Consider the following 23,889-nt stretch of genomic DNA (forward strand, 5'->3'; position numbering starts at 1 on the left):
CACTGGGCACATGCCGAAACGCCTCACATTCATCCATGCTGCGGACCTCCATTTGGGAGCGCCGTTCCGCGGGCTGCGCGCGCTTTCCTCCAAGTGGGCGAACCGCTTGCTCACCGCCATCCCGGAAGCGTACGACCGTGTGATCGATGCGGCCATCGCCCGCGACGTGGATTTCGTCGTGGTGTCGGGCGACATCTTCGACTCCGCGCGCCCGTCGTACAGCGATTACCTGCACTTCTTCGGCGGGCTGGAGCGCCTCGACGACGCTGGCATCCCGGTGTACCTCGTCACCGGCAACCATGATCCGTACACCTCGTGGCAGCACGATTTCTTCTCGCTGCCCGCAAACGCCACCATGCTGCCGGGCGATCGCCCCGGCTTCGCGCTCGTGGAGCGCGACGGCGAGCCGTTGTGCCTGATCGGTGGGCGCGGCTACTACAATCAGACGTGGCCGATGGACGAGTGCATCGCCGAGGGCGTCACGCGCGAAGCCGCCGAGCGCGCGCTGGCCGCAGAACATCCGCGCGCCGCCGAAGCTCCGTTCGCCGTGGGCCTGCTGCACACCGGCCTCAACCTCGACCCGGTGAAAGCCCCGGTCGATCCGGCTGTCCTCATGCGCGCGGGCATGGATTACTGGGCGCTCGGGCACATCCATATGAAGTACGCCCATCCGTCCTTCGAAGACCCACGGCTCGTGTTCTCGGGTTGCATCCAGGGGCGCGACATCAAGGAGACCGGAGAGCGGGGCGTCTACTGCGTCACGCTGCGGGATGGCGCGAAGAACGAGATCGAGTTCATCCCCACGGCCAGCGTCGTGTGGCAGCGCATGAGCATCGACGTGGCCGACTGCGCGAACCTCCCCGACATCACCGACAAGATCATGCGCGAGCTGTTCCGCGAGAACGGCAAGGCGCATTGCGAGGAGATGGTGGTGCGCATCGCGCTGGAGGGAGCCACGCCGCTCCATGCCATGCTCGGGCGCGAAGATGTGGTTGCGGGCCTGCGCAAGCACGTGAACGACGCGTACCCCGCGTTCTTCTGCGACGCGCTGGTAAACCTCACCGTGCCGCCGCGCGACAAGGAGGCGCTGCGCCGCGAAGGGCTGTTCCCCGCCGTGTTCCTGCAGGTGGCCGACGCGCAGCGCCGCAACCCGGACGAGGCCATCGCCTTCTTGCAGGACGAGTTCATCAAGAAGAACATCCAGCTGCCCAGCGCCTACACGCGCAACATCGACAAGTTCGCGGAGGCCGCCGAGAACCTCGTGCTCGATCTGCTTGCTCAGGATGATGACCAATGAAGCAATCCTATCTCGAGCGCATCAAGATCGTCAGCTTCGGCGCGTTCTCAAATAAAGTGGTGGGTCCTTTCGGGCCGCACCTCAACGTGGTGTTCGGACCGAACGAAGCGGGCAAGACCACACTCGCGTCGTTCGTGGGCGGCGTGCTGTTCGGCTGGGAAGAGGCGCGCGGCAGCCGCAACACCTACAAGCCGTCGAACGCCGAGCGCTCCGGCTCGCTGTTCTTCTCGGATGTCCCAAATGGGGACAGTCCCCATTTGGGACATTCTGAGCTCGAGCTTTCCCGCGTCCGCAACAGCGAAGGGCTCCAGGGCGATGCGTCGCTGGTGGCCGACATCGACAAGGAGACGTTCCAGACGATGTTCTCCTTGACCAGCGACGAGCTTCGGACGCTGCGCAATACCACCGACGTCACGGCGAAGCTGCTCACGGCCGGCTCGGGCACGGGCGCCTCGCCCGCCCATGCGCTGGCAACCGTGCAGGACAAGCTCGTGGAATACACCTCGCGCGCCGCCGGTATCGAGCATTCCATCGCCAACCTCACGACGCAGCAGAACGAGCTGCGCGCGAAGATGACGGTTGCAGCCGAAGAGGCCGAACGGTTCAAGCGCCAGGACAAGGAGTTCCGCGAGCTAGAGCCCCAACGCAACGAGCTGCTCGCGCGCCTCGATGCGCTGAACGCCTCCATCGAGTCGCTGACCGCTCAGCGCGCGAACATCGAAAAGCTCGACCATGAGATAGACGCGCTGGCCGATCAGATAGCCTCCCTTCACGACGAGGAAGATGTGCTGGTCACGACACATTGCGCCAATACGAGCAGCGTGTCCGAGCTGGCGAACCTGGGCACGTCGGACGAGCGCGCTTTGCGCGACCAGATCGACTCGCTGGCGGTCGACGAGGCGAAGTGCGAGCACGCCGTCGACCTGGCGCAGGACAACTTCGCCACGTCGAAAGCCGCCTACGAAGCGCTGCTCGAAACCGCCGACGAGCGCGCCCAGCGCGACCGCTTGCGCCGCCAGCGCAGCGTGCAGGTGGGCCTGTCCATCGCGTTGCCGCTTTTGTTCGTGAGCGCCGGGCTGCCGCTGTTCATCCACGGGCGCGAGATCACCAGCCTGTCGTTCACGGCGCTCGGCATCGGCCTCGTGGTGTTCGCCCTCATGCTGGCCCTCGCCGCGATGGTGATGCTGTTTCGCCCGAACAAGGAGGAGGAGGCGAAGGAGGCCCGCAAGCAGGACGCCCAATGGGTGATGCTGCAGGACAAGAAGAAACTCGAAGCGTGCCTCGAGAGCCAAGCAGCCTTCCGCGATCGCGCCCGCGCGCAACTCGATGCCGCGGGATTGGTCGAGGCGCAGGGGTCGCTGCGGCGCTCGCGCACCCTGCTCGACGAGGCCAAGGACGTCCGCGCCGAGAACAACCTGTTCCAGCAGCGATTGCAGGCGCTCGTGTCGCGCCGCAGCGCGCTCGAGGAGAGGCTCGCGTCCGCGAAGCGCCAGCGCCGCCGCCTGTACGAGCGCATCGACCTGCGCGCCGAGCGCACGATCGACGCCATCGACGACGCCATCGCGCAAAAGTCCCAGCAGCGCATGGGCCTGCTCGAGACGAGCGAGGGCCTCAACCGCCGCTACGGCGAGCTCAAGCAGGAGCTTTCCCATGCCGAGCACCTGCGCGATTTCGACGAGTACAAGCTGCTCTACCAGCAGATTCGCACGCGCCAAGACGAGAGCGCGCAGGATTACGCGCGGCTGCTGCTGGCGCGGCGCATGCTCGAGTCGGCCATCGCCACCTGGGAAAGCAAAAGCCAGCCGGAAGTGTATCGCCAGGCTAGCCGCCTGCTTTCGCTCATGACCGACGGCCGCTGGACCAAGGTGAGCCTCACTGCCGAAGGCCGCTTGCAGGTGACGGACGCGGTGAAGACGACACGCGATCCCAGCCACCTGTCGCTCGGCACGTGCCAGCAGCTGTACCTCGCGCTGCGCATCGCGCTGCTCATGACCGCCGACAACGTGGGCCGCGCCGTTCCCATCCTGGCCGACGACATACTCGTGAACTTCGACTCCGCCCGTCGTGCCGGCGCTGCCCGCGCGCTGGCCGAGCTTGCCCGGATGCGCCAGGTGATCCTCTTCACCTGCCATGAAGAAATCGTCGAGACGATGAGGGAAGCCGATTCGACGCTGAATGAAGTCGAACTGTAATATACTGTGATTCTGCGATACAAACACCGAAAGGACGAAGAGACATGCCGAGCACGGTTCTGATTGGCGCCCAGTGGGGCGACGAAGGCAAGGGCAAAGTCACCGACCTGATCGCGCGCGAGTACGATTACGTGGTTCGCTACCAGGGCGGCAACAACGCGGGTCACACGGTCATCCACGGCGACAAGAAGCTCGCGCTGCATCTCATGCCCTCCGGCGTCATGTACGAGCACGCGGTTCCGGTCATCGGCAACGGCGTGGTGGTGGATCCGGGCGTGCTCATCAAGGAGATGGCCATGCTGGAAGCCGAGGGCATCTCCTGCAAGAACCTCAAGATCTCGTGCGACGCGCATGTGATCATGCCCTACCACAAGGATTTCGACGGCGCCGACGAGAAGCGCCTCGGCGACAACAAGATCGGCACCACGAAGCGCGGCATCGGGCCCTGCTACCAGGACAAGGTGGCGCGCAAGGGCATCCGCATCCAGGATCTGCTCGACGAGAAGATCTTCCGTCTCAAGCTGGAGGCGGTGCTGTCCCAGAAGAATCCCATCCTCGAGAAGATCTACGGTCTGCACACCTACACGGTGGAGGAGATCTGCGAGGAGTACCTCCCCTACGCGCGCATCCTCAAGCCGTACATGGCCGAAACGGCCCAGCTGCTGAACGAGGCCGTGCGTGCCGGCAAGTCCATCCTGTTCGAGGGCGCGCAGGGCACGCTGCTCGACATCGACCACGGCACGTATCCCTACGTCACGTCCTCGTCGTGCTGCGCCGGCGGCGCCGCCACCGGCACGGGTGTGGGCCCCACGGTCATCGATCGCGTGCTCGGCATCCAGAAAGCCTACGTCACGCGCGTGGGCGAGGGCCCCTTCCCCACGGAGCAGCGTTTCCCCGAGGACGGCGGCGAAGGCGAGGAAGCCGAAGTGGGCGAGCTCCTGTGCAAGGTGGGCCACGAGTTCGGCGTGACCACGGGGCGCAAGCGCCGCTGCGGGTGGTTCGACGCGGTCATCGCGCGCTATGCGGCCGAGGTCAACGGCCTCACCGACGTGGCGCTGACGAAGCTCGACGTGCTGAGCGCGTTCGACACCATCAAGGTGTGCACGGCCTACGAGTGCGAAGGCAAGCTGTACGATTACTTCCCGATGCAGCAGAGCGTGCTGTTCCATGCGAAGTCCGTGTACGAGGAGCTTCCGGGTTGGAAGGACGTCGACATCACCGGATGCCGCACGTTCGAGGAACTTCCCGAGAACGCGCAGCGCTACGTCGAGTACCTGGAGAAGATCACCGGCGTGCCGGTCAGCATCATCGCCGTCGGCCCCGATCGCGACCAGACCATCATGCGCGGCTGGGATCGGTGATGTTCCGCCGTTCTGCCGAACGGCGGAACGGCTCGACGCGGTAAAGCGTCGATGCGTCCGACCTCGCGGCGATGCCGACGGCTCGCGTACCGAAGTACGCTTCGCCACCGCCATCCTCACGATCTCGGTTACCTCGACGCTTCTCGCTGACTGTACGAACGACCTGTGCGGCACCGTTTGTTTCACGTGAAACAAATCGTCGCAAAAGCGTGCGATAAGGGAACAAATGTTTCACGTGAAACATGGCATTGAACCATTGAGAGGGCTTTGGGTTTGAAAGGACCTGACATGAACATCTTGGTATTGGGTGGCGGCGGCCGCGAGCATGCTATCGCGTGGGCGCTGGCGAAGTCCCCGCGTACCGACAACCTGTACGTGGCGCCGGGCAACGGCGGCACGGACGGCATCGCCCAGAACGTCGCGGGCCTGAACGCCGAAAACGGCCAGGACGTGCTTGCGTTCGTGCGCGAGCACGGCATCGACCTCGTGGTCATCGGCCCGGAGGCTCCGCTCGTGGCCGGGGTGGCCGACGTGCTGCGCGCCGAAGGCGTGGCCGTGTTCGGCCCTGATGCGCAAGGCGCGCAGCTCGAGGGCAGCAAGACGTACAGCAAGGAATTCATGGACGCCAACGGCATCCCCACGGCGCGCTACGCGAGCTTCACCGAACTCGAGCCGGCGCTGGCCTACGTGCGCGAGCTGGGCGCGCCCATCGTGGTGAAGGCCGACGGCCTCGCGGCGGGCAAGGGCGTCATCGTGGCCGAGGAGCTGGAGGACGCGGAAGACGCCGTGCGCTCCTGCTTCGACGGCGCGTTCGGCGACGCCGGCAACGTGGTGCTGGTCGAAGAGTTCCTCACCGGCCCCGAGTGCTCGCTGCTCGCGTTCGTCACGGGCGGCAAGGCTCATTGCATGGTGACGGCGCAGGACCACAAGCGCGCGTTCGACGGCGACCGCGGGCCCAACACCGGCGGCATGGGCGTGTACTCGCCGGTGCCCATCGTGGAAGCAGACGAGCTCACCGCCATGCGCGAGATCATGGAGCGCTCGGCGGCCGCTACGGCGCGCGACCCGTTCGTGAACGACTACCGCGGCGTGCTGTACGGCGGCTTCATGCTGACCCCCCAGGGCCCGAAGGTGCTCGAGTTCAACGCGCGCTTCGGCGACCCCGAGACGCAGGTGGTGCTGCCCCGCCTCGAGTCCGACCTCGTGGATATCATGCTGGCCGTTGCCGAGGGCCGTCCCGACGACATCGACCTGCGCTGGTCCGAGCAGTGGGCCGTATGCGTGGTGCTGGCCAGCGAAGGCTACCCGGGCGCGTACGAGAAGGGCAAGGTCATCCTCGGCATCGACGAGGCCGAGGAGATCGAGGGCGTGACGGTGTTCCATGCCGGAACCGCCAAGAACTTCGACGACGAGCTGGTCACCGCCGGCGGCCGCGTGCTGAACGTGGTGGCCTTGGGCGATTCGTTCGACGACGCCCGCGAGAAGGCGTACGAGGCGTGCGACCTCATCAACTTCGAGGGTAAACAATACCGCAGCGATATCGGAAAACGCGCCGCCGCCGGGCGTGCCGCGTGGGAGAACTGACGGTGCGCCGTTCTGCCGAACGGCGCACCTAGTCGACGCTGCGAAGCGCCGAGGCACCCCGCCTTGCGGCTTTTGCGCTTTCCCTCACGTGCGAACGCACGCTCGGCCGCGCAACACCGCAATGCGAGGCACCTCGGCGCTTCTCGCTGACTTTTTTGGACTGGAGAGTTTTAGATGCTTTCAGAACGTTTGCTTACCACGGTCGTGCGTCAATGCACGAAGAACTACCTGCGTCTGGAACCGACGCAGGAACGACGCGTGCCCGGCCCGGTTCCCGGCCAGAAGTACATGCTGTACATGCACGTGCCGTTCTGCGAGCGGCTGTGCCCGTACTGCTCGTTCAACCGCTTCCCGTTCGCGGAGGATCGTGCAACGCCCTACTTCGCCAACATGCGCAAGGAAATGCTCATGTTGAAGGACCTGGGCTACGATTTCGAAAGCCTGTACGTGGGCGGCGGCACGCCGACGATCATGATCGATGAGCTGTGCGACACCATCGACATGGCGCGCGAGACGTTCTCCATCGGCGAGGTGTCGAGCGAGACGAACCCGAACCACCTGATCCCGGCCTACTTGGACAAGCTGCAAGGCCGCGTCCAGCGTCTGTCGGTGGGCGTGCAGAGCTTCGATAACGACCTGCTCAAGCAGATGGACCGCTACGACAAGTACGGCAGCGGCGAGGAAATCCTCGAGCGCATCGGCGAGGCGAGCCCCTACTTCACGTCGCTCAACGTGGACATGATCTTCAACTTCCCGGCGCAGACCGAAGACGTGCTGTTCTCCGATATCGAGCGCGTGGTTGAAAGCGGCACGAGCCAAACCACGTTCTACCCGCTTATGGCAAGCCCCAGCGTCGCCCGCTCACTCGCTCGTACCGTGGGCAAGGTCGATTACGCCCGCGAGCAGCGCTTCTACGAGATCATCTCCGAAGTGCTGGCCGGTGGCGAGAACCCGTTGTTCGAGCACGGCAGCGCCTGGACGTTCAACAAGCGCGGCACGGGCGCGGCAGGCGAGGACGCGATGATCGACGAGTACGTGGTCGATTACGAGGAGTATCCGGCCATCGGCAGCGGCGGCATCACGTACCTGGGCAACAACCTGTACGTGAACACGTTCTCGGTGAACGACTACAACGACGCTATCGAGCACGACCGCATGTCGCTCATGGGCAAGGCCACGTTCTCGAAGCACGATCAGATGCGGTATCGTTTCATGATGCAGCTGTTCGGCCTGCGCCTCGACAAACGCCAGTTCGAGAAGGATTTCGGCGTGACCGTGGAGCGCGGTTTGCCCGTGGAGATGGCGTTCATGAAGGCGTCGGGCGCGTTCGATCGCGACAATGCGGACGAGCTGACGCTCACGCCGAAGGGGCGCTACCTCATGGTGGTGATGATGCGCCAGTTCTTCATCGGCGTGAACAACCTACGCGACCAGGCCCGCGCCGCCCTCGTCGGCGAAGAGCGAGAGCTGATCTTCGGCGACGGAAAATAACCCGCCGCACCCGTCAATCAAAAGTTGAAACGCCCGCGCATTGCCGCGGGCGTTTCTGTTGTATACGTTCCAGTTTCGATATCCCCCCGTGTCGTAAGTGTTATGATGCATAGCTAAAGCTTTTTGCGCTCAATCGCCTGGTAGGAGAAGGAAAAAGCATAGCAATGACCGATCGGGTTAAGCATACGGCGGGTTTCACGCTCGCTGAGCTGATGATGAGCATCGCCATCATTCTCGTCCTTGCGGCCATCGCTATTCCTTCTTTCATGACCGCTCAGAACAACATGCGCATGGTCGAGCTCAACAGCGCAGCCCAATCCATCGCCAACGCTGCCCAAACCCAGATGACCGCGAAGAAGGTGTCGGGCACGTGGATGGACTTGGTGAGAGACGGCGACAACTACAAGAGCGATTTCCCGGTAGCCCGGCTGGCGCAGACTGATACGAACGTGCGCCTCATGACCGCGGCCACCGCGCGCTCGCAAGGCATCGCTCCGTCTCTCTCCATTGACGACACGGTTCGCAATGCTGATTACATCATCGAATTCGACGCTTCCACCGCGTCGGTGACCAGGGTGTTCTATTCCGATGGCAAGTCGGGGTTCTTCGGAACCTCAACTCCTGCCGACGGCGCTGTTCTGACCTACTACACCGCGAACGGCGCTGCTCCCGACGATCAGGACCGTCGCTTGCGAAACAACCCTATGGTCGGCTACTACGAAGGCACCCCTGCGGGTGCGACCTCCGAGGTTGCTCTCAGGAATCCGGTGATTTGGGTGGATGAAAAGACCGGCTGCCTGATGATCCAGGACCCGAACATCTCCGAAGACGGAAGCGCAGGCTCGACGAACGCGACGGTGCGCATCGAGAACACGACTCAGGGAGTATCGTTCGTGTTGTCGGGCTTGAGCAAAGAGGCGTCGACCCTCTCTGTGAGCGACGACGAGGGGACGGACGCGTTCGGGCTTTCAGGTTCCGAGGCGAGCGATGTGGTTGTCCTGGTCGGTCGTGATGGCGTTGCGCCCGGAAACGTGTACTCCATCGATCTCAACAAACTGTCGGACAAAGCGACCGCCAAAGGTTCAGATACGCTGAAGGGCATTTTCGCGAAATGCCAGAGGAACGACGATCTGAAGGTGCAGGTCGAGCTTCAAGACTCGCAGAGACCGTGCGTTCCTGCGAAGGCCGCTGCCAACATCAAGTGGCCCGAATCGGTCGGCAAGCTCACCTTCATGGTGACGAACCCGTATTCGGAAGCGGTGAAAGCCGACGAGGCGGCTGACGACAATGCTTCTGACGGGGATGGAGAATCCCAGGCATCGCCGTATAAAGAGCCTGTCGTGCTTGTGACCGACGATACAGGCGATCCGGCCGTTGGCAAGGATGTCATGCAACTCTCGGAAGACATGGACCATTACCTGCGCCGCACCGATGCGAACGCGAAGCTCAAATCGGAGAACGCGCAAGCCGCATACCAGTCGTACAAAGGCGCCAGCGTGCCTTCCTCTTCGGTTCGCAACGACAGCACGTTCCGCTTTCAGGCGACCGTGGGCTCGTACAACCAGCATGAGTATCAGATCTGGGAGCTTTGGCTGAAGCGCGCCGACAACGGCGAGATGATGCGCGTGGGCTACCTGAACGGCGACGCGTGGGAGTGGGCGAAGTTCACGCAGGCAGGGGTGCAGTACGATTATGCGCCTTTGAACGAGTGCTTCACGTGGTACGACAAAAACGGGACCTCGTACAACAGCATTGCGGGCATGGATACCGACGAGCTTGGAATAGTGACCGTAGCTTTCAATGCGAGCGCGTTTTACAATACCGCGTCCACGTATCCCGGTTTGCAGATCGCCGACGAAGACGATAATGCCATGTTGTACGTGCGTACGGCTCCGAGGTCGTCCGAAGTACAGGCCTATTTCACGAGCTTGAGCAAGAGCGATACTCAGGGTCAGGGAAGCGATCTCGTGGCTTCTTTCTTGAAATCGGGCACCGATCAGACCAGTTCGCGAGGAACGAATCCCTCATCCACCTCGGCGCGCGCCGCGTTCGAGGGTGAATTCGGAGCTTCGTCTTCCGACGTTTCATGGGTCGTGACCAGCCAGATTGAAGCTGGGTTCGAACAAGGGACGTCCTATCTCAATAAAGGCGCGAACGTTCGCGTGTATTATTCGATAGCTCCGGCGATCGGGTTCAAGAACATCAGGGAATACGGGGGCGGCCAGAACGATCAGTACCTTTCGGGCGTTCGCAGCACCAGGATGACCCAGGTGGCGCTCTGGCTTTTCCGGGGAGAATCGTTCGACGCCCTCGAGGCAATGCCGGAAGCGCTTCTGAAAAACGAGAACGACTTCGAATATACCTGTCGCTCGGGATCGAATTACGACTTCAAGCTGACCACGCTCGAAGACTTCCGGTTCTACCGAGTTCTGTCATACTACGACGATGATGCGAAGACCAAGCTCGACTATCCCGATCAGTACGTCCCTCACGTTTTGGTCGACGACGGGGATGTGGCGACCATCCAAAGCTTGCCCAATAAGGAAGACGAGGACTACATATACGAATTTTCGGGGTGGACGACGTCTGACACCAAAGACGGCGTAGGGTCTGTCGCGTGTGCGGCGGGCGATCTGGTGGGAGCTTACGTTGAGCAACTCAATCAAAAAGGAACCAAGCTCAGCGCGACGTATGCCAAGAAAGAAAAGCCCAAGACAACGCTCGGTCTGGTGTACTTGGAATTCGACCAGGATGGCAACGTGTCGGGATCGTACGGCTACACCGATTATCGTGACGGGTCGGAACCACTGCGCGGCCTCGGTTTTGATAATCAAATCGCCGACTGGGGATATTTCCTCCTCGTTCCGGCCGACACCCCTTTTGGCCAAATCGAGATCAAAGGCTCCATTGGTCCGAACAGCTTCGCGAAGGGTGAAGTGATCGCGATCGGCGATGCTCTCTATTACGCATATCGAATCAAAACCGAGAACGTGAGCGACTCCCTGCGCTCCCAGCGGTATTTATCACTAGGCGTTTCATTGAAGAAGACCGATCTCAGCGCGACGTTTTACTTGAACGTCAACTTCGCACACGCTGTAACCATGGATGATGAAGCGGCAAAGCAATGGGGCACGGCGGTCGACCCCTGGAGCGTCCGGCATGCAGCTCAGTTCCCGGGATCGCTCAAATGGAACAACGGGATCAATCTAGAAAACGGTGTCAACGTATCGCTACAATCTTTCTATATGTCTCACCATTTCGTCCAGGAACATGATTTGGACATGGCAGATGCCAACCGGTACTTGCCGTCCGCCGTTAAATTCAACGAGGTGTTCAGAGGCACGTATACGGGCAAGAGTGGAGAGGTTCAGTATGAAATAGACAATGCCTACGTGTATTGTATGACGAAAGACGGCAACGGATACTATTCGGGGAACAACCATGGACAAGGTCTCTTTGGAGAGATAGACGGTGCTACGCTCAACAACATCGTGCTGACGATCTCTGGAAGCCAGGTTGTACTCAGCGGAGCTGGCCAGCAGTCGTTCGGATTGTTGGTCGGTTATGCTCAATCGAGCTTCATCAACGATTGTGCTGTTGTGGGGCGACCTGATGCCGATGGCAACGAAGCAAGCCTGTTATTCAAATCTGCCAACCAGAGTCCCAATGGAATGGGCTGCCTCGTCGGGTATTTCAGCGGTTCTCAGATGTATCGCTCGCGCGTCGAACAGGTCGAGTGGGCGTATAGTCGAATGAAGGATGAAGACTGGGGAGACACCGTGAAGATCGGAGGACTCGTCGGTAGCTCCACGGGTTCGAGCCTTTACGCGTGCTCTATTGAAGATTCGGTTTTCAAAGTGGTTCGAAAGACGTCGTATTCTGCATCCAAAGACGGGCTTTTGTTTGGCGGCTTCATCGGGTACGCGGTTGGTTCGCAGGTATATAACGAGAACCTGAACCATCCGAAGCTGTCCGGCATCACCCTGAGACTGGCTGCGGATCTAAACGAGAAGGGCTTTTCGGCAGGAAGTCTGGCCGGTAAATCGGATGTGCCGTTCGCTCCCATCGACTGGAAACCGGAAAAAGCGTGGTACCAAATCGGCGAAGGCGAGCTTGTACCTTTCGATGCCACGTATGTGGGAAAGTCTTAGGGAACCATTGACCTGGAAAAAACGAACATACCGCTTGAAAGAAGACACCTCTGGCGCCTCCATCGTCATTGCACTGGTATTCTTCCTGATCTGCGGGATCGTCGGCTCCGTCGTAGTGACGGCCGCCTCGGTGCAGGCGAAATCGGTGCAGACGCATAAGGAGCTGCAGCAGGACGAATACGCCATGCAATCGGCTGCGGAGCTGGTGGCCGATCAGTTGGGCGGCTCGGAGGAGATCGAGGAAACCGTCAACGGCACCGTGAACACGGTCAGGAAGAACGCGGTGACGATCGGCGTCAGCTACAACGGCGAAGCGCCCGTTGCGGATGTGTCCCAGGTGCGCACGCAGTTGGGGAAGAGCTTCTGGAGCAAGGAGCGAACCGAGAGCATTCTGGTCCAGTCTGCCGATTACATCATCGGAAAACCTGGGGCGAGCAGCATAGAGATCAAACCGCCTCAAGGCACGAAGCCGGTGTATGCCACGCTCGTGGTGGACACCGATCTGAATATCACGGTGAACATGTCTCTTGATAAGAGTTTTTCTGCAGCTTCTCCTTACAACATGAGGGTGTTCATCCAGTGCACGCCGTCCTACGACATCGACGGAAAGCTGGTACGGTTCTCCTACGGCGACAACACGGTCATAGAGAAAGCGACGGGAGGGGGCTCATGATTCGTCGAGCGCGCGAGGTCGCGCACGCCAAGCTTTCCGACGAGCGTGGAGACTCCATGGTCGAGGCCCTCGTCGCCATCCTCATAGCCGTGCTCGGCGCCACGATGCTTGCGACGATGGTCATGGCGTCGGTGAGCGTAACTGCGAAGAGCGAGCAAGAGCTGAGCGGTGCGCTCACCGCCGAATCGAACTTGTACGATGGAGGAACGCCGGGCAAGGTCGCGGTGCTCGTTCCCGATACCTTCAACTTCGACTTGAGCGATTGCGAAGTCGACGTCCTCCTGTTCAGCTCGGGAGAGTATTCCGCGTATTCGACCGACGATCAGCCGGCCGTTTCCGGGGAGGCGGGTTCGTGAGGAGTTGCAACGCAAAAGGGATACGCCTTCTTCTTGCCTCCCGTCTGCGCGACACGCGGGGGTTCATGATCGCTGAGCAGCTGATCAGCATCATCTTCATCGGGCTGCTGTGCGTCGCGGTGACCGCGGGGCTCGGGGCCGCGATGAGCTCGTACAGCCGCATCACCTTGCAGACGCAGGCCGACGCGCTGCTGTCGCAGGCGGTGGAGCAGGTAAGCGACGAGCTGGTGTACGCGTTGGAGGTGGAGGGCGACGGGGTTCAGTCGGACGGCAATCCGCTGTACTTCACGAGTGCTACGCGACACGAGACGGCCGTGCTTCAAACGCGAGAAGATGGGATTTGGCTGAATTGCAGTGCAGCGGCTCGTCTTGCCTCGACCAAGGACGGTCTCACGCCTCAGCTTGCTAGCCTTTCGTACGACGCAGCTGCTGGCACCTGGTCGTTCCGCATAACCGTACAATCGGGCAGCTCCACGCTTGCCGACACCACCATGACCGTGAAGAGGATAGGATCGTAGATGGCCCATAAACGTTTGGGAGACGTGTTGATCGACGCGGGCCTCATCACCGAGGACCAGCTGGGTCACGCCCTGAAGCAGCAGAAGGAGACGAAGCGCCGCCTGGGCGACGAGCTTATCGCCGAAGGTGTCATCACGGAAGCGGGCCTCATCGAGGCGCTGCAGATGCAGCTGGGCGTGGAGTTCATCGATCTGTCGGCGATCGACCTCGACCCCGACATGAGCCGCGTGATCTCGAAGAACGTCGCGCGTCAGTACAACGTCGTTCCCGTGCGCACCACGCCGGACGAGGTGTGCCTCGCCATGAGCGACCCGCTGAACTTCATGGCCATCGAAGCGGTGAAGAACGCCACGCGCAAACGCGTCGTCCCCATGGTGGCCACGCAAGACTCGCTGATGCGCGCCATCATGACGCTGTACGGCAACGAGGGCGCCGCGCGCGCCATCGAGGAGATGAAGCGCGACGCGCGCGCTACGGGTTCCGACGACGCGGCGGCCGGCTCGTTCCAAACCTCCACGCTGGGAGACGACGCCGACGCGCAGTCCGCCCCTACGGTTCGCCTCGTGAACAGCATCATCGAACGCGCCGCCACCGAGCGCGCGAGCGATATCCACCTCGAGCCGCGCGAAGCAGACCTGCATGTGCGTATGCGCATCGACGGCGTGCTGCGCACGATCCTCACCGTGCCGAAGGAACTGCAAGCCTCGGTCATCTCGCGCCTCAAGATCATGGGCGGCATGAACACCTCGGAGCGTCGCGTGCCCCAGGACGGCCGCGCCAACATCCGCCTCAAGAAGCAGGACATCGACCTGCGTATCAACACGTTGCCCACCATCCATGGCGAGACGGTGGTCATTCGTCTGCTCGACAAGAGCGAAGCGTTGTTCGACCCCAAAGGCATCGGTCTGGAAGGCGACAACCTCGACAAGTACCAGCGCCTCATCGGCGCGAACAACGGCATGGTGCTGATCGTCGGCCCCACGGGCTCGGGCAAGAGCTCCACGATGTACACGATGATCCGCCAGCTGAACACCGACTCGGTGAACCTCGTCACGCTGGAAGACCCCGTCGAGTACAACATCGACGCGGTGAACCAGGTGCAGATCAACGAGAAGACGGGCATGACCTTCGCCAGCGGCCTGCGCGCGATTCTGCGCCAGGACCCCGATATCGTGGCGGTCGGCGAAATCCGCGACGGCGAGACGGCTGAGATCGCCATGCGCGCCGCCATCACCGGACACCTCGTGCTGTCGACCGTGCACACCTACGATGCTGCGTCCACCATCGACCGCCTCATCGACATCGGCGTCGAACCGTACCTCATCGCCAGCGGCGTGCGCGGCGTCATCTCCCAGCGTCTCGTTCGCAAGGTGTGCCCGCATTGTCGTGAGGAGTATCGTCCCGATGCTGAAGAGTTCGACGCGATCGGGCTGCCGTACGATCCTTCCGTCAAGTTCTTCCGCGGAGCCGGGTGCCCCATGTGCTTCGGCACGGGGTACCGCGGGCGCACGGGCGTGTTCGAGATACTCGTCATCGACCGTGCGCTGCGCGGCCACATCACGGGCGGCGCCACGCGCGAAGAGCTGAAGGACGCCATCGATCGCACGGGCTCGTTCAAGACGATGGAGGATAGCTGCCGCGAATTGGTGCTGTCCGGCGTCACCACCGTCGAAGAGGCCCGCAAGACCATCACGGCGCTGGAATAGCGATCACGACCACCTCCCTTTGAGTGAAGGATTTTTTCATGAACGTAGAACAGATCATCGACCTGGCGCATCAAGTGAACGCGTCCGACGTGCACCTCGTGTGCGGGCTGCCCGTGAAGTTCCGCGTGGGCGGTCGCCTCATGGATGCGGGCGTCGACGGGGACGTACCGCTTGCGCACGAGGACTGCGAGCAGCTGGCACGCGAGCTGGCCGGCGACGATTTCGATCGCATCAAACGCATCGGCGAGCTCGACCGCGCCGAGACGATCGCGGGCGTGCGCGTGCGCATCAACCTGTTCCGCCAGCAGGGGCACGTGAGCGCGGCCCTGCGCTTGCTGTCCGATCGCATTCCGGCGCTCGAAACGCTCGGATTGCCGCCGGCGGTCATGGAGTTCCCCAACATCCAACGCGGTATCGTGGTGGTGACGGGCGAAACCGGCAGCGGCAAATCGACGACGCTCGCGGCGCTCATCGACAGCATCAACCACACGCGCGCCGAGAACATCATCACGATGGAAGACCCTATCGAGTACATCTACACGCCTGATCGATCCATCATCTCGCAGCGCGAGGTGGGTCAGGACACGGAAAGCTACCACCATGCTCTGCGCGCGGTGCTGCGCGAGGATCCCGACATCATCCTCATCGGCGAGATGCGCGACCTCGACACCATCCAGACGGCGCTGACCGCGGCCGAGACGGGCCACTTCGTGCTGGCGACGCTGCACACGAAGTCGGCCGCCGACTCCATCGACCGCATGGTGGACGTGTTTCCCGAAGGCTTGCAGCGCCAGGTGCGCATGCAATTGTCCACGACGCTCGTGGCCGTGCTGTCGCAACAGCTGTTGCCGCGTCGCGACGGCATGGGACGCTCGCTGGCTTGCGAGCTCATGATGGTGACGCCCGCCATCCGCAACCTCATTCGCGAGGGCAAGACTCCGCAGATCGCCAGCGCTTTGGCAACGTCGGCCGCCGCTGGCAGCGTGACCATGGACAATGCGTTGATCGCGCTTGCGCGCAACCGCGAGATCGCGTCCGATACCGCCATCGCCGCCGCTCATGACGTCGACTACGTGAGAAAGAACCTCCGCTGATGCCCACCTTCACCTACACTGGAATGACGGCCGCCGGCGACCGCGTGGACGGCGTCGTCGAGGCCTTCGATGAGATCGAGGCCATGGAGCGCGCTCGCGAGCAGTGCCGTATCGTGCAAAGCGTCAAGCCCGTGCGCGAGGGCAAGAACTTGCTGGCCATGGACATTACGAAGCCGAAGGCCAAGCAGAAGAACCTCGCCATCATGTGCGCCCAGTTCGCCACCATCCTGAACGCCGGACTCGCCATTTCGCGCGCGACGTCGTTGGTGGCCGACCAAACCAACGACAAGTACCTGAAACGCGTGCTGTCGGAAGTGGCCGAAGACGTGTCGGCGGGCCACGGCCTGGCCGAAAGCTTCCAGAACAAGGGCGAGAACCTCCCGCGCGTGTTCATCGAGACGGTGCGCGCCGGCGAGGAAAGCGGTCATTTGCCCGAGAGCTTCGAGCGCCTGCACGGCTATTACGACAAGCGGGCGAAAGTGCAGGCGAAGGTGCAGGGCGCGATGACGTACCCCATCTTCGTGGCGATCATCGCCGTGGTGGTGATCGCGGTCATGATGGTGATGGTGATCCCTTCGATGACGGGGATGATCTCGTCGCTGGGCGCGGACACGCCGGCCATGACTCAATTTTTGATTGATGCTTCGAATTTCGTCACGAACAATATTCTGATCATTGTCGTGGTCATCGCGCTTATCATCGTGGGCGTCAAGTTGTTCAGCAACACGGAGCAAGGAAAAACGACGTTCGCCGTCATGAAGCTGAAGCTGCCGGTTCTGGGCGTCGTAGGCGTGTATTCGGGCGCCGCTCAGTTTGCGAACACGATGTCGATGCTGGTTGCGGCGGGTCTGCCGATCACGCGCGCCGTTGCCATCACGTCGCGCGTGATGAGCAATCATGTGCTATCGCGCGAGGTGGGACGCATGGAAGCCGGTCTGGAGGAGGGTCGCTCGCTTGGCGAGGGGCTTGAGGCGAGCACGTATCTGCCGCGCACGCTCATCGAGATGACCGTCGTCGGCGAGCAAACCGGCGAACTTGAAAGCACGCTGGAAACCATGGGCGTGTTCTACGACGACGAGACGCAGCGCGTGACCGACAAAGCGCTCGCGCTCATGGAGCCGGCCCTGCTCGTGCTGATGGCGCTGTTTGCGGGATTCATCGTTATTGCGCTGTATTTGCCGATGTTTTCGTTGTATGCTGCCATGTAAGTTTATCGGCACCCCGGGGTGTGCATAAACAAAAAGTTTACGTTGGGGAAAGGAACGAGAGTGAAAGAGATGATTAAGAGGGTGCGCGAAGATCGCGGCGGCTTCACGCTGGCCGAGCTGCTGATCGTTGTTGCGATCGTGGCCGTGCTCGTGGCAATTGCGGTACCGGTGTTCTCGGGTGCAATGGGTAGCGCCAATGAGGCTGTTGGGCAGTCGGCGGTCCGCTCTGTGAAAGCGGAAGCCATATCGGCGTATCTACTTGACAAGAGTATTACGGACAAAACCCAATCGCAAGCCTTCTATGCAACGGTCAACAAAGACGGATCGGTAACGAACCTCACCAAGGGGACCTCGTCTGCCGATAACTCTTTCGGTGAAACTGATGATGCGGCATCAATTGGTGCGGAGATTGCGAAAGGCTCGGCAATTATCAACGTGACAGTTACTGGACAGAACGTCGCTCCTGATCCCACCCCTGCGGGCTAAGTGACCATCCCTTTTGCAGCATTCTCACCTGTTCAGGCGGCGGTCCTTCTTGGGATCGCCGCCCTGCTCGGTGCTTGCTTGGGGAGCTTTGTGAATTGCTTGGCGTGGCGGCAGGCAAACGGCGAAAGCGTGTTGGCCGGCCGCAGCCATTGCGTCTCGTGCGGGCACGTGCTGGGCGCGCTCGACCTTGTCCCCGTCGTCTCGTGGCTCGCGCTGCGCGGTCGATGCCGTCATTGCGGGCAGCGGGTGAGCCCGCGCTACGTTGTCGTCGAAGTGCTCATGGCCGTGCTGTTCGCGGCGCTGATCGTGCGCTACGGGGTGTCCGTACAGACGGCGGCGTACCTGGTGCTCGTCTGCATTCTCATGGCGGTAGCCCTCATGGACCTGGACACGTACACCATCCCCAATGGGTTCGTAGTAGCGGGGTGCGCGCTGTGGCTGATCACCATCTGGTTCATCCCGGTGCCGCGCGCCGATGCGTTCTCGGTGGGCAGCCTGTTCGCCGCTTGGGTTCATCCGGGCGGAGCAGTGGCGCTCGATGGCATCGTGGGTGCTGTCGGCGTGGCGGGCGGGGTGCTGTTGCTGTCGCTCGTGTTCGACATGGTGACGAAGCGCTCATCGCTGGGCGGCGGCGATGTGAAGCTGCTGTTCATGGTGGGATTGTTCTTGGGATTGGCAGGGTCGATGCTCAACCTGCTGGTTGCATGCGTGATGGGGTTGGCGTTCGCAGTTGCTCGGGGGTTTTCCGACGAAAACATCCGAACAAAGGCGATCCCGTTCGGGCCGGCCATCGCGGCGGCGACGGTGTTCACGTTGCTGGCGGGGCCGACCATCCTCACGTGGTACGCGGGGTTGTTCTGACAAGATATGCAGCGGGCTGAAAGGAAACGCGCCGCATGGGTAAAACGTACACGGGTGTCGACATCGGGGACAGCAGCGTCAAGCTGGCGGTCTGCGATGGCGAGACGGTTACCAAGGTAGCGATCGAGACGCTTCCTGACGGCCTCGTTGCCGACGGGCGCGTGGTCAGCCACGACGCGATGGCCGACTTCATCAAGGGCGTTGTGAAGAGCACGGGCGGCATGCCGAAGGACGTCGCGTTCGTCGTGCCGGCAGCCGACAGCCTGTTCCGCCGTCTGTCGCTGCCCGCCATGACCGAGAAGGAGCTCGCGCTGAACCTGCCTTACGAGTTCCGCGACTACATCTCGCAGGGCAAAGATCGCTACATCTACGACTATGCGATGCTCGGCATGCAGAACGGTTCCGATGGCAAGCCCGAGGGCATGGAGCTGCTCGCGGTGGCGGCTTCGAAGCAGGCTATCGCCGACTACACCGAGATGTTCCGCCGCGCGGGGCTGAAGCTGAAGGTGGCTCTTCCCGAGCAGGCGGCCTATCAGAACCTCATCGGCGGCAACTCCCGCGCGCTGGCCAACTGCTGCGTCATCGACTTCTCTCATCACGTGACCAAGCTGCACTTCTTCCTCGACGGCGCCTACGACGTGGCGCGCGTCATCGAGATCGGCGGCATCGATATCGATCGAGCGATCGCGCATGAGTTCGGCGTGGACGAGCATGTGGCCGACCAGTACAAACGCGCCGATTACGAACACTCTCAAACTTCCGAGGGCGCGCGTGGCGTGTACCAATCCATCGCGGTCGAAATCGGCCGCGCGCTGAACTTCTACGGCTTCAACAACCCGAACACCACCATCGAAGTGGCGTATTGCTGCGGCGGCGGATCGTTGCTTGATCCGCTGGTCGAAGCGGTGGCCGCACATGCCGACCTGCGCGTTGCCTCCATCGTCGACGTGCTTCCTTCTTCGCGCGTGCCCGTCGAAGAGGCGCTTCGCTGCCCGGCCGCCATCGGCGCGACCATGAATGCGGGGCGGTAGCCATGGACTTGAAGCAGGAAGTCTCGCTCGGCTCGCTGAAGCGCGGCAAAGCCCCGGCGTATCCCACCAAAACGTCCATCAACCTGGTCGATACCGAGCAGGCGCGCGGCAACCTGGTCGTGCAGCTGGCGCTGTTCGCGATCGCTCTCGTGCTCATCGGCATATTCGCGAAGTTCGCCGTCGTCGATCCGCTGGCGAGCAGCATGGAAAGCGGCAACGAGGTGTCCGCCGCCCAAGCGCGCCTCGATGCGCTCATCGCCGAGAATGCCGACTACGAAGAGCTGAACGCGCAGTACGACCGCTATGTGGTGCCGGGCCTCAGCGAGCAGGAGCAGAACCTGGTCGATCGCGACACGGTGCTCGATCTGCTGCAGCAGAAGGTCATGAACGTGGGCTACCTCGACTCGCTGCGCGTGGTGTCGAACACGGTGACGGCCACATGCCTCGGCGTCGATCTGAGTCGGGTGTCGTCGCTGGTGGAAAGCCTGGAAAGCGACGAGCGCGTGGCGCATGTCACGGTGTCGACGGCGCAAGGCGAGAACGACAGCGGCACGTCGGCCACGATCCAGATCGTGTTCAAGGGCCCGCTGGAAACCGAAGCGGAAGCCTCGGCTGAGGGAGAGGGGGCCTGAAATGGCGCGGCGTAGTATTTTGAACCGCTCTTTCTCCACGCGCGAGACAGTGCTCATTCTGATTCTGGCAGTGCTGCTGATCGTGGCGTGCTACTACTTCCTCGTGGTGAAGAACGTCGCCGACACGATGGCGGCGAACAACCAGCAGCTTGCGGGCATCGAGACGAACATCGACGTCCAGGAGTCGTTGGCTGCCGACCGCGCGCGCATGAAGGCCGAGCTCGACGAGTTGGGCGACGACGAGACGCTGCCCGAGGTTGCCGTTTACGACAACATCCGCAACGAGCTGAACGAGCTGAACACCCTGCTCGCCGGCGCCGCCACGTACAACCTATCGTTCGGCCAGCCCACGGTGGAGGGCGAGCTGGTACGTCGAACCGTTGCGGTTTCGTTCACCGTGCCCAGTTATGCAGCCGCGCTCGATGTGGTGCGCCAGCTGGAGAACGGTACGTATCGCTGTCAGATCACCGACTTCACGATGACGGGCGAGTTGCTGGCCGATGGGAGCGTCAGCAGCGTGAACGCAACGCTCAATGTGACGTACCTGGAAACGACGAACGGTGCCACGAACACGAGCGGTCTCGTCGAGAAGACCAAGAACTAGCCTGGTCGGGGCGCTGGGGTCGCTGCTCGGAGCCGTCGCGCGGAGGGCTATTCGGGGCGTTGCTCCGAGCGGTAGTATTCGATGACGTAGCGATCTTTGCCGTCCGCTTTGGCGCGATAGAGGGCCTTGTCCGCTTGGCGGTAGGCACTCTGATACGAGTAGGCTTTACCGTGCAGCTCCACGCCTCCGATGCTGAGCGTCACGGCGTGCTGCGTGCCGTGCTGGTCCGGGTAGGTCACGCCGTCCTCGACGATTGCGGCGCAGGCTTGGACGAGACGGTCGTACTCGATGTGCCCGTCGATGCAAATGGCGAACTCGTCGCCGCCCAAGCGTCCGATCAGGTCCTGCGGCCGGAACGCCTTCGACAGCGCCGCGGCCGTCTGCTGCAGGGCGCGGTCGCCTGCGAGGTGGCCGTAGGTGTCGTTCACGCTCTTGAAGTCGTCGGTGTCCACCACCAGCAGCGCTCCGGCGTTTCCGGTGACCAGTAGCGCCCCCGCTTTCTCTTGAAACGTCTTCCAGTTCAGCAGGCCGGTCAGCCCGTCGTGATGCGCGCGCTCGGACAGATCCATCTTCTCGCGCATCTCCTCGTCGATGTTCGTGATCTTGCCGATGACCGAGATGGGCTTGCCGTCCTCGTCCTCGACGAAGTGAGACGTGATGCGCAGCCACTCGCGCGCGCTGTCGGGATGCGCGCCGGTGTTGCACAGCACTTCCGTCACGGAATGCGCCGGCGCGGTGAAGGCGTCGAGCAGCTCGGGGCTACCGCTCTCCTTGATGCGCGCGCGGGCGTTGACGAACGCGAGGTAGGAAGACTGGTCGTCCTTGCCCACATCGCCCTCGTCGGCGAAATCGGCAAGTATCGACTTCGACTTCGATATCCGCAGCGTGTCCGTTTTGATGGAGTACTCGAAGAACTGTTCGTTGGCCAGGCGATACAGCTCCTGGAAGCGCAGGTTCTCCTCGCGCACGGCGCGTGCGGCCGTCATGCGAGAGCGAAGGTACAGCATGAGCAGCACGATGATGATGAGCAGCAGCGATATGCACCCGATGGCGAACTCGAGCAGATGGTCGCTGATGAACAGGTTGATCTGCTCGCTCTGGTCGATCAGCGAGTTGTCGTAGATGATGGAGTCGAGCTCGGTGGTGCTCAGATCGCGCAGCGACTTGTTGAAGATGACCAGCAGGTCGGGGTCGATCGGCTGCACGATGCCGAAGCAGATGTCCATCGTCTTCGTCGACGTGGGCAGATACAGCAGGTTGCTCAGATTGTCGATGTTGAGATAGTACGGCGTGGTGTACGACGTGCCGTACATGTAGTCGGCCTTGCCGGAATTGACGGCCTCGAAGCATTCCTCCAGGGTGTCGTACAGGCGCACGTCTGATCCTTCGGGAGCCACTTCTCCCAGCTCCCACGGCAGCGCAATCGTCTTGCCTTGAAGCTCGTCGGGGTCGACGAACTTGTTGTACACCAGCAGCGTCGAGGTTGACATGTAGGGCGCCGTCAAGGCGAGGCTGTGGTCGGTGGAGGTGCTGTCGTTGTCGTTCACGCCGGCGACGATGTCGACGCCGGCATCGCGAATGGCTGCGTCTAGATCGTCCGATCGGGGGATCTTCACCACTTCGAACGTGAGCCCCGTATGCTCGGAAAGGTATTCCAACACGCCCTGCGTGACGCCTTTGAACTCGCCGGTCTGCTTGTCGAACGACTGAAGCGGGGCCTTTTCGGCAACGATGCCCACGCGAAGCGTTTCGTAGTTCTGCGCGTACTGCAATTTCTGGTCGGTCAGCGCGAAGTTGGTCTCCGACTTCATGAAGTACTTGTCGTACAGCGTTTCCTGCAGCTGGGGGTTTCCCTGGTTGATGCGCACGATGGTGGCGTCGATCTCGTCGATAACGGTGCGATCGCCTTTCGGGCTGGCGAAGTAGTAGGGGCGTTCTTCGAATGTTGCGACGATATGGAAGCCTTCTTGCGCGTTGATGTCGATGTCCAGAAGCACGTCGGCTTCGCCCGAAAGCGTCTTGCCGCGCAGCTCTTCCATGGTGTCGCATTCGATCGTGGTCAGGTTGATGCCGTTCTGCTTGCAGTAGTATTCGAGCTCGGCGCGGCGCTGCTTGGCGGTGGAGAGGATGGCCACGCGCAACTCGTCCTGCGTGAACAGGTTGGTTTGGGAAACGGTGGCGCCGTTGTTGGGCGCGAACAGCGAGGTGTGCGCGGAGCCGTAGCTGTTCTTCGGATACTCGTACATCTCGGCGAGCGCGGGGCTGTACGTCATGCCGCCGATAACGTCAACTTCGCCGTTGTCGAGCATCTCCATGAGGTCGATAGCCTGGTCGTTGCTCGTTTCGCCTTCGGCTTCCACGAATTCGAACGTCCAGCCGGTGAACTGGGCCACGCGCATGAGATAGTCGTACGTGTACCCTTCGTACGTCCCGTCGCTCTTTTTCGTCAGCACGCCAGTGCTGTCCATGTAGCCCACGGTGACCGTGCGCTTCGGCGCTTCGGCGCCGGAGTCTTGGGCGAGCGCGATGCCGGGGAAGAGCGCGCACGCTAGCAGAGCCGAGAGCAACGCTCTCGCGCATGCGTGCAAAAATGCTGGATGCAATGCTCTCGTGATCACGCGACCCCGTCTTGTTCCTCTCGTG

At 61.9% G+C, this 23,889-nt stretch carries 18 protein-coding genes; 17 read left to right on the forward strand and 1 reads right to left on the reverse strand.

The genetic code is table 11. From position 1 onward, the window contains the following. Positions 1-10: 10 nt before the first annotated feature. From C1A15_RS02570 to C1A15_RS02650, 17 genes are all read left to right on the forward strand, one after another. Positions 11-1,297 carry a metallophosphoesterase family protein gene (locus C1A15_RS02570; RefSeq protein WP_101721124.1) on the forward strand — a complete coding sequence of 429 codons (1,287 nt, stop codon included), beginning with the start codon at positions 11-13 and terminating at the stop codon, positions 1,295-1,297. Next, on the forward strand, positions 1,294-3,489 hold the full coding sequence (locus C1A15_RS02575) for an ATP-binding protein (RefSeq protein WP_101721125.1): 2,196 nt from the start codon (positions 1,294-1,296) through the stop codon (positions 3,487-3,489). The genes C1A15_RS02570 and C1A15_RS02575 overlap by 4 nt, the downstream gene beginning before the upstream one ends. A 44-nt stretch (positions 3,490-3,533) precedes the next feature. Further along, positions 3,534-4,850, forward strand: coding sequence for an adenylosuccinate synthase (locus tag C1A15_RS02580; RefSeq protein ID WP_101721126.1), 1,317 nt, complete (start codon positions 3,534-3,536; stop codon positions 4,848-4,850). 288 nt (positions 4,851-5,138) lie between these two features. Then, positions 5,139-6,434 carry a phosphoribosylamine--glycine ligase gene (gene purD, locus C1A15_RS02585; protein WP_101721127.1) on the forward strand — a complete coding sequence of 432 codons (1,296 nt, stop codon included), beginning with the start codon at positions 5,139-5,141 and terminating at the stop codon, positions 6,432-6,434. A 174-nt stretch (positions 6,435-6,608) separates the two neighbouring features. Continuing rightward, positions 6,609-7,925 (forward strand): coproporphyrinogen III oxidase family protein, encoded by a 1,317-nt coding sequence (locus C1A15_RS02590; RefSeq protein ID WP_101721128.1) that lies wholly within the window; start codon positions 6,609-6,611, stop codon positions 7,923-7,925. Positions 7,926-8,089: 164 nt separating this feature from the next. Beyond that, on the forward strand, positions 8,090-12,076 hold the full coding sequence (locus C1A15_RS02595; RefSeq protein WP_101721129.1) for a type II secretion system protein: 3,987 nt from the start codon (positions 8,090-8,092) through the stop codon (positions 12,074-12,076). A gap of 34 nt (positions 12,077-12,110) precedes the next feature. Continuing rightward, complete coding sequence (locus C1A15_RS02600; protein WP_245864882.1) at positions 12,111-12,749, forward strand: hypothetical protein; 639 nt, start codon at positions 12,111-12,113, stop codon at positions 12,747-12,749. Then, the gene (locus C1A15_RS02605; protein WP_101721131.1) at positions 12,746-13,105 is read left to right on the forward strand and encodes a type IV pilus modification PilV family protein; all 360 of its coding nucleotides are present in this window, start codon (positions 12,746-12,748) and stop codon (positions 13,103-13,105) included. Before C1A15_RS02600 ends, C1A15_RS02605 begins: the two co-directional genes overlap by 4 nt. A 65-nt stretch (positions 13,106-13,170) precedes the next feature. Further along, positions 13,171-13,623: a hypothetical protein gene (locus tag C1A15_RS02610; RefSeq protein WP_101723658.1), complete on the forward strand. Its 453-nt coding sequence runs from the start codon at positions 13,171-13,173 to the stop codon at positions 13,621-13,623. Beyond that, positions 13,624-15,330, forward strand: coding sequence for a GspE/PulE family protein (locus tag C1A15_RS02615; protein WP_101721132.1), 1,707 nt, complete (start codon positions 13,624-13,626; stop codon positions 15,328-15,330). 38 nt (positions 15,331-15,368) lie between these two features. Continuing rightward, positions 15,369-16,424, forward strand: coding sequence for a type IV pilus twitching motility protein PilT (locus tag C1A15_RS02620; protein WP_101721133.1), 1,056 nt, complete (start codon positions 15,369-15,371; stop codon positions 16,422-16,424). Beyond that, positions 16,424-17,632: a type II secretion system F family protein gene (locus tag C1A15_RS02625; protein WP_101721134.1), complete on the forward strand. Its 1,209-nt coding sequence runs from the start codon at positions 16,424-16,426 to the stop codon at positions 17,630-17,632. The genes C1A15_RS02620 and C1A15_RS02625 overlap by 1 nt, the downstream gene beginning before the upstream one ends. A 69-nt stretch (positions 17,633-17,701) precedes the next feature. Further along, a complete protein-coding gene (locus C1A15_RS02630; RefSeq protein WP_245865078.1) occupies positions 17,702-18,118 on the forward strand; it encodes a prepilin-type N-terminal cleavage/methylation domain-containing protein in 417 nt (138 codons plus the stop codon). After that, the gene (locus C1A15_RS02635) at positions 18,119-18,979 is read left to right on the forward strand and encodes a prepilin peptidase (protein ID WP_101721136.1); all 861 of its coding nucleotides are present in this window, start codon (positions 18,119-18,121) and stop codon (positions 18,977-18,979) included. 35 nt (positions 18,980-19,014) lie between these two features. After that, the gene (gene pilM, locus C1A15_RS02640; protein WP_101721137.1) at positions 19,015-20,010 is read left to right on the forward strand and encodes a pilus assembly protein PilM; all 996 of its coding nucleotides are present in this window, start codon (positions 19,015-19,017) and stop codon (positions 20,008-20,010) included. Positions 20,011-20,012: 2 nt separating this feature from the next. Further along, positions 20,013-20,642, forward strand: coding sequence for a hypothetical protein (locus C1A15_RS02645; RefSeq protein ID WP_101721138.1), 630 nt, complete (start codon positions 20,013-20,015; stop codon positions 20,640-20,642). A 1-nt stretch (position 20,643) separates the two neighbouring features. After that, on the forward strand, positions 20,644-21,246 hold the full coding sequence (locus C1A15_RS02650; protein ID WP_101721139.1) for a hypothetical protein: 603 nt from the start codon (positions 20,644-20,646) through the stop codon (positions 21,244-21,246). Positions 21,247-21,293: 47 nt separating this feature from the next. On the opposite strand, the gene C1A15_RS02655 is transcribed toward C1A15_RS02650, so the two are convergent. Continuing rightward, positions 21,294-23,864, reverse strand: coding sequence for a transporter substrate-binding domain-containing diguanylate cyclase (locus C1A15_RS02655; RefSeq protein WP_245864884.1), 2,571 nt, complete (start codon positions 23,862-23,864; stop codon positions 21,294-21,296). Positions 23,865-23,889: the final 25 nt, after the last annotated feature.

The organism is Eggerthella timonensis, assembly GCF_900184265.1.
Lineage (GTDB): Bacteria > Actinomycetota > Coriobacteriia > Coriobacteriales > Eggerthellaceae > Eggerthella > Eggerthella timonensis.

Excerpts from the sequence above, each read along its gene's own strand:
- C1A15_RS02570 (WP_101721124.1), top strand. The coding sequence starts at position 11 with ATGCCGAAACGCCTCACATTCATCCATGCTGCGGACCTCCATTTGGGA.
- C1A15_RS02575 (WP_101721125.1), top strand. The coding sequence starts at position 1,294 with ATGAAGCAATCCTATCTCGAGCGCATCAAGATCGTCAGCTTCGGCGCG.
- C1A15_RS02580 (WP_101721126.1), top strand. The coding sequence starts at position 3,534 with ATGCCGAGCACGGTTCTGATTGGCGCCCAGTGGGGCGACGAAGGCAAG.
- purD (WP_101721127.1), top strand. The coding sequence starts at position 5,139 with ATGAACATCTTGGTATTGGGTGGCGGCGGCCGCGAGCATGCTATCGCG.
- C1A15_RS02590 (WP_101721128.1), top strand. The coding sequence starts at position 6,609 with ATGCTTTCAGAACGTTTGCTTACCACGGTCGTGCGTCAATGCACGAAG.
- C1A15_RS02595 (WP_101721129.1), top strand. The coding sequence starts at position 8,090 with ATGACCGATCGGGTTAAGCATACGGCGGGTTTCACGCTCGCTGAGCTG.
- C1A15_RS02605 (WP_101721131.1), top strand. The coding sequence starts at position 12,746 with ATGATTCGTCGAGCGCGCGAGGTCGCGCACGCCAAGCTTTCCGACGAG.
- C1A15_RS02610 (WP_101723658.1), top strand. The coding sequence starts at position 13,171 with ATGATCGCTGAGCAGCTGATCAGCATCATCTTCATCGGGCTGCTGTGC.
- C1A15_RS02615 (WP_101721132.1), top strand. The coding sequence starts at position 13,624 with ATGGCCCATAAACGTTTGGGAGACGTGTTGATCGACGCGGGCCTCATC.
- C1A15_RS02620 (WP_101721133.1), top strand. The coding sequence starts at position 15,369 with ATGAACGTAGAACAGATCATCGACCTGGCGCATCAAGTGAACGCGTCC.
- C1A15_RS02625 (WP_101721134.1), top strand. The coding sequence starts at position 16,424 with ATGCCCACCTTCACCTACACTGGAATGACGGCCGCCGGCGACCGCGTG.
- C1A15_RS02630 (WP_245865078.1), top strand. The coding sequence starts at position 17,702 with ATGATTAAGAGGGTGCGCGAAGATCGCGGCGGCTTCACGCTGGCCGAG.
- pilM (WP_101721137.1), top strand. The coding sequence starts at position 19,015 with ATGGGTAAAACGTACACGGGTGTCGACATCGGGGACAGCAGCGTCAAG.
- C1A15_RS02645 (WP_101721138.1), top strand. The coding sequence starts at position 20,013 with ATGGACTTGAAGCAGGAAGTCTCGCTCGGCTCGCTGAAGCGCGGCAAA.
- C1A15_RS02650 (WP_101721139.1), top strand. The coding sequence starts at position 20,644 with ATGGCGCGGCGTAGTATTTTGAACCGCTCTTTCTCCACGCGCGAGACA.